The sequence below is a fragment of the Halorubrum halodurans genome, from assembly GCF_002252985.1.
Taxonomy (GTDB): Archaea; Halobacteriota; Halobacteria; order Halobacteriales; family Haloferacaceae; genus Halorubrum; species Halorubrum halodurans.
In genome coordinates, this window is record NZ_NHPJ01000020.1 from 1 (window position 1) to 5620 (window position 5620).

The 5620-nt window shown below is 58.5% G+C and carries 1 tRNA gene and 3 rRNA genes; all 4 read right to left on the reverse strand.

Annotation, left to right across the window (positions count from 1 at the left end):
• Positions 1 to 7 precede the first annotated feature (7 nt).
• The 4 genes from rrf to DJ70_RS02030 all read right to left on the reverse strand — a co-directional run bounded on the left by rrf (position 8) and on the right by DJ70_RS02030 (position 5158).
• Positions 8 to 129: ribosomal RNA gene (gene rrf / locus DJ70_RS02015) — 5S ribosomal RNA — on the reverse strand.
• Positions 130 to 266: 137 nt separating this feature from the next.
• Positions 267 to 3189 (reverse strand): 23S ribosomal RNA (locus DJ70_RS02020).
• 241 nt (positions 3190 to 3430) lie between these two features.
• A tRNA-Ala gene (locus DJ70_RS02025) sits at positions 3431 to 3502 on the reverse strand.
• Between the two features lie 185 nt (positions 3503 to 3687).
• Positions 3688 to 5158 (reverse strand): 16S ribosomal RNA (locus DJ70_RS02030).
• Together the 16S, 23S and 5S rRNA genes with 1 tRNA gene alongside form the textbook arrangement of a ribosomal RNA operon.
• Between the last annotated feature and the right edge of the window lie 462 nt (positions 5159 to 5620).

Sequence of the window (5620 nt, forward strand, 5' to 3'; positions counted from 1 at the left end):
ATGAGTGGCGAGGCGGCGAACCGCGGTTCCCAGAGGATCGCTCACTCCAGTACTTCCCGGTACGCGGGTGGGCTTAACTTCCGTGTTCGGAACGGGTACGGGTGTGCCCCCACCGCTATGGCCGCCTTCATGCTGACTCCCGGACTCGAACCGGAACTCTCCATCAAGAGAGACCCCTGTGTCAGTGGCTCGTCTCTTCACGACCGTGTATGCGTGCGATCCAGTTACCGCCTGAACTCATACCAGTGTGGAACCGTCCAGTGACCGTATGACTGTGGCTTCGGTCTGTTAGTGCTCGTGGACTCAACGCCTCGTTGCCTCGGCGCGTACATCCCGAGTCTATCTACCTCGTCTTCTACGAGTGACCTCGGTGGTACTTCTTTTCCATGTGGGTTTCGAGCTTAGATGCGTTCAGCTCTTACCCCGTGTCGCGTGGCTACTCGGCATCTGCCCTTCCGGACAACCGATACACCAGTGGCGACCGGTCGTAGTTCCTCTCGTACTATACGACCGTTCACGTCAAGTACCATTACACCCCCAATAGATAGCAGCCGACCTGTCTCACGACGGTCTAAACCCAGCTCACGACCTCCTTTAATAGGCGAACAACCTCACCCTTGCCCGCTTCTGCACGGGCAGGATGGAGGGAACCGACATCGAGGTAGCAAGCCACCCGGTCGATATGTGCTCTTGCGGGTGACGACTCTGTTATCCCTAAGGTAGCTTTTCTGTCATCTACGGGCCCCATTCCGGAGCCTCGTAGGTTCGCTAGACCACGCTTTCGCGTCAGTGTCACTCGTTGGGAATGACACTGTCAGACCATCTTGTGCTCTTGCGCTCTTCGCCGGGTTCCCGACCCGGCTGAGATGATCTTCGGGCGCGCTCGATATCTTTTCGAGCGCGTACCGCCCCAGTCAAACTGCCCGGCTACCGGTGTACTCCTCCCGGAGTGAGAGTCGCAGTCACCGACGGGTAGTATTTCAATGCTGACTCGGCGACGCGCTGGCGCGCGCACCTGTGTATCGTCTCCTACCTATGCTGCACATCGGCGACCACGTCTCAGCGACAGCCTGCAGTAAAGCTCTATAGGGTCTTCGCTTCCCCTTGGGGGTCTCCAGACTCCGCACTGGAACGTACAGTTCACCGGGTCCAACGTTGGGACAGTGGCGCTCTCGTTTATCCATTCATGCAAGCCGCTACTGAAGCGGCAAGGTACTACGCTACCTTAAGAGGGTCATAGTTACCCCCGCCGTTGACGGGTCCTTCGTCCTCTTGTACGAGGTGTTCAGATACCCGCACTGGGCAGGATTCAGTGACCGTACGAGTCCTTGCGGATTTGCGGTCACCTGTGTTGTTATTAGACAGTCGGAGCGCCCGAGTCACTGCGACCTGCTCCAAAGAGAGCAGGCATCCCTTCTTCCGAAGGTACGGGACTAACTTGCCGAATTCCCTAACGTCGGTTCTCCCGACAGGCCTTGGCTTACACTGCCAGAGCACCTGTTTCGGATCTCGGTACGGACATCATGCTCGTCTTTTCACGGGCCCTATGTACGGCTGACTTGCGCTGTCTCGCGCTTCTCTCGCTTCTTACCGTGACGGTCTCCACGAGGTTCCACGATTCGACCGGGCGAACGCCCGGCTCAGCTGTCCACACGGCGTCGACTTTGAACGCATGATGGCACTGGAATGTTAACCAGTTTCCCGTTGACACAGTCGAGTTGCGGTGTGTCTTAGGACCGGCTGACCCTCGGCTGAACGGCAGTGCCGAGGAACCCTTGCTCATCAGGCCGTCGAGGTTCTCACCCGACTATCGCTGCTACTGTGACCAGGATTGTCGTTTCTGAACGGTCCACGCGAGCTCTCGCCCGAGCTTCCATCCGAACAGAACGCCGACCTACGCGGTTATCCTTTCACGGATACGGCCAGGTCTCGGTGGTAGATTTGAGCCCCGATCATTTTGGGCGCCTCAAACCTCGGCCGGTAAGCTGTTACGCTTTTCTTAGAGGGTAGCTGCTTCTAAGCTCACCTCCCGGCTGTTTAGGGCTTGAGACCACCTTCGAATCGCACTTAATCTACACTTTGGGACCTTAACCCGGCTCTGGGTTGTTCCCCTCACGGTACACAGGCTTACCCCGCGCACCGGACTCCCTTCGTCTACGGCGCCTGCGGGTTTGGAGTTCGACAGGATGGCCGACTCCTCTCGGAGGCGGGTCATCCAATCGGTAGCTCTACCCCGCGGGCTACCTCGGAAGAGGTCATGCTTCGACATGTTTCGGTCGGAACCAGCTGTTGCCAGGCTCGATGGGCCTTTCACCCCTATACACGAATCACGAGAGGATATTGTAGGATACCACCTCTAACGGGCCTCCACGTGGCTTTCGCCACGCTTCACCCTGCTCGCGTATAGATCGCCTGGTTTCGGGTCGCACCCGAATGACTCCCCGCGTTTGGACACGGTGGCCCTCGTACCGAAGTACTGCGGCCGTATCGGTTTCCCTGCGCCTTCCTCGGTTCACGAGTTAGACTCGCCATTCAAGTGCACTCCCTGGGTCGTTTTTCAAAACGCACGACACGACGCCGGCTCGATTCTCTTCCTACTGGGAGATCGCTCTCCGGTCGTTTTGAGAATCGCCTTGTACGCCCTGTCGCTCGATCGCCAACTGATTTCAGGCCCTATTGCACCGCCCTTCTCGGGGTGCTTTTCAGCGTTCGCTCACGCTACTTGTTCGCTATCGGTCTCGAGGAGTGTTTAGCCTTTCCAGGGGATGCCTGGAGCGTTCACAGAGGATATCCGACCCCTGCTACTCTGGATTTGACGCCATCTGTACTGGCTCATCTTACGGGGTTGTCACCCTGTTTCACGCTCCGTTCCAGGAGACTTCAGATGAGCTGTCGAGATTTGGTTGTCAACCCGAACACCACATTGGTCCGAAGACCTTCGGTTTGGGCTGTGTCGCGTTCACTCGCGGTTACTGACGACATCGCGGTTGCGTTCTTTTCCTCCCCTTACTGAGATGTTTCAATTCAGGGGGTTCCCTATTGCGCGTGGCAATTGTAGTACGGATTCCGATTCGGAGATCTCGTGTTCTTTCCCTCCATGCGGGTCCCACGAGCTTTTCGCAGCTTGGCACGTCCGTCGTCGGCTCTCGAGCCGAGCCATTCACCAGCTGGCACAGTAGCCAGTAGTGTGTCAGAGTACCTCATAAGAGGTAGTCCGACTGTATGGTTCACTGACGTTCCACGAACTCGTATGAGTTCAGTGGACGTCTGGATCGCACGTATACACGGTCGTCATTGAATCACGCGTGGCAGCGCGTGTTCGTCGAACCCTTCCCATTCGCGGTTTCCCGGAATGGTGCATCGGTCGTCGTGTCCGTACGGTTCGTCGGTACGCCCTTAAGGGGCACGTTTCGAACCGGCCGGATTGACATGGACTCACTGGGATTCGAACCCAGGGCATCCTCCTTGCAAGGGAGGCACTCTACCGCTGAGCTATGAGCCCACCTCTCCGTGTGGAGAGGGTCTGGGGGGGGTGTGTATGTGTGAGCCGTGGACGTTCGTAGGTGTCCGGGGCGGCGGTGGGCCGGACTCCGTGGTTGGACGCATGCGAAGTGAATGAGTGGTGACCGTTCGTGTGAACGGTCGGAAGGTAAGATGAGCTCGCCCAGGGGGCGAGTCTCGGGTCTGTGGAGGTGATCCAGCCGCAGATTCCCCTACGGCTACCTTGTTACGACTTAAGCCCCCTTGCGAAGCCCAGATTCGACTCGTGTGACGAGCCTCATCCGGACCTCACTCGGGTGCTTTGACGGGCGGTGTGTGCAAGGAGCAGGGACGTATTCACCGCGCGCTTGTGACACGCGATTACTACCGAATCCAGCTTCATGTGGGCGAGTTTCAGCCCACAATCCGAACTACGATCGAGTTTCTGAGATTACCGTCTCCTTTCGGAGTTGGAACCCTTTGTCTCGACCATTGTAGCCCGCGTGTTGCCCAGCACATTCGGGGCATACTGACCTACCGTTGCCCGTTCCTTCCTCCGTGTTGGCCACGGCAGTCTTCCTACTGTCCCCAACCGCTTCGCAGCGTTGCTGGCAAGTAGGAATGCGGGTCTCGCTCGTTGCCTGACTTAACAGGACGCCTCACGGTACGAGCTGACGGCGGCCATGCACCTCCTCTCTGTGGCTCGTGGCGAGGTCATCAACCTGACCGTCATTACCACAGTCGATGCTGGTGAGATGTCCGGCGTTGAGTCCAATTAAACCGCAGGCTCCTCCGGTTGTAGTGCTCCCCCGCCAATTCCTTTAAGTTTCATCCTTGCGGACGTACTTCCCAGGCGGCCTGCTTAGCGGCTTCCCTACGGCACAGCACCCACTCGTAGTGGGAGCCACACCTAGCAGGCATTGTTTACGGCCAGGACTACCCGGGTATCTAATCCGGTTCGAGACCCTGGCTTTCGTCCCTCACTGTCGGATCCGTTCTCGCGACGTGCTTTCGCCATCGGCGGTCCGTCCAGGATTACGGGATTTCACTCCTACCCCGGACGTACCCGTCGCGCCTTCCGGTCCCAAGCCACGCAGTTTCCACCGGACGGCCACCCGTTGGGCGGGTGGATTTCCCGATGGACTTGCGCGGCCAGCTACGGACGCTTTAGGCCCAATAAGATCGGCCATCACTTGGGCTGCCGGTATTACCGCGGCGGCTGGCACCGGTCTTGCCCAGCCCTTATTCGTCCACCTCCCTACGGTGGACAAAAGCGTAGGCTCTATGCCTACGCACTTGGGATCCCCTTATCGCACTGTCGTGCAGTGTAAAGGTTTCGCGCCTGCTGCGCCCCGTAGGGCCCGGAATCTTGTCTCAGATTCCGTCTCCGGGTTCTCACTCTCATGACCCGTACCGATTATTGGCACGGTGGGCCGTTACCCCACCGTCTACCTAATCGGCCGCAGCCACATCCTTCGGCGCCGGAGCGTTTGACACAGTCCTCATTCCAGGTGGACTGTGGTATACACTATTAGCCTCAGTTTCCCGAGGGTATGGTGCTCCGAAGGGTAGTTTGGCCACGTGTTACTGAGCTATTCGCTACGAGTCTGAACTCGTGCAACTAGCATGGCTAAATCGGATCCCAATAGCAATGGCCTCCGGCAGGATCAACCGGAATGTGTACCCTCGCGCCTGATTCCCGGCACGAGGGGGGTTATGTTGGCGGGTGTTGACGCGTTCGTCAACACACCATTGCATGGTCCAATGTGGAGTCCGGTGCCACCGGCGACCCGGATGACACCGAACGTCCACGGCTCACATCAGATCTCCTCTTACGCCGGAGCGCAGGGGGCGAAATCCTCATCCTTCGCGGACCTGAACGTTGTCCGGCACGGGTCATAAACCCATCGGACTTCGTCGGCCCTGCGAAACCGGGCCGAGTTGAACGGCCCGAGTTCGCGTGTGCGTTCTTCGCGTTTCGTCCGAACCGGGGTAGACATTTAACCCCGTCGGAACGCGTCGACCGGCCGCCGTGGGCGGCCGGCCGCTGTCCCCGCCGCGGGGACCTTCGCATTCCATTCGAATCGCGGTGAACACTTAACCCCGTCGAACTGGACCCGCCACGTCATGCGGTTTCATG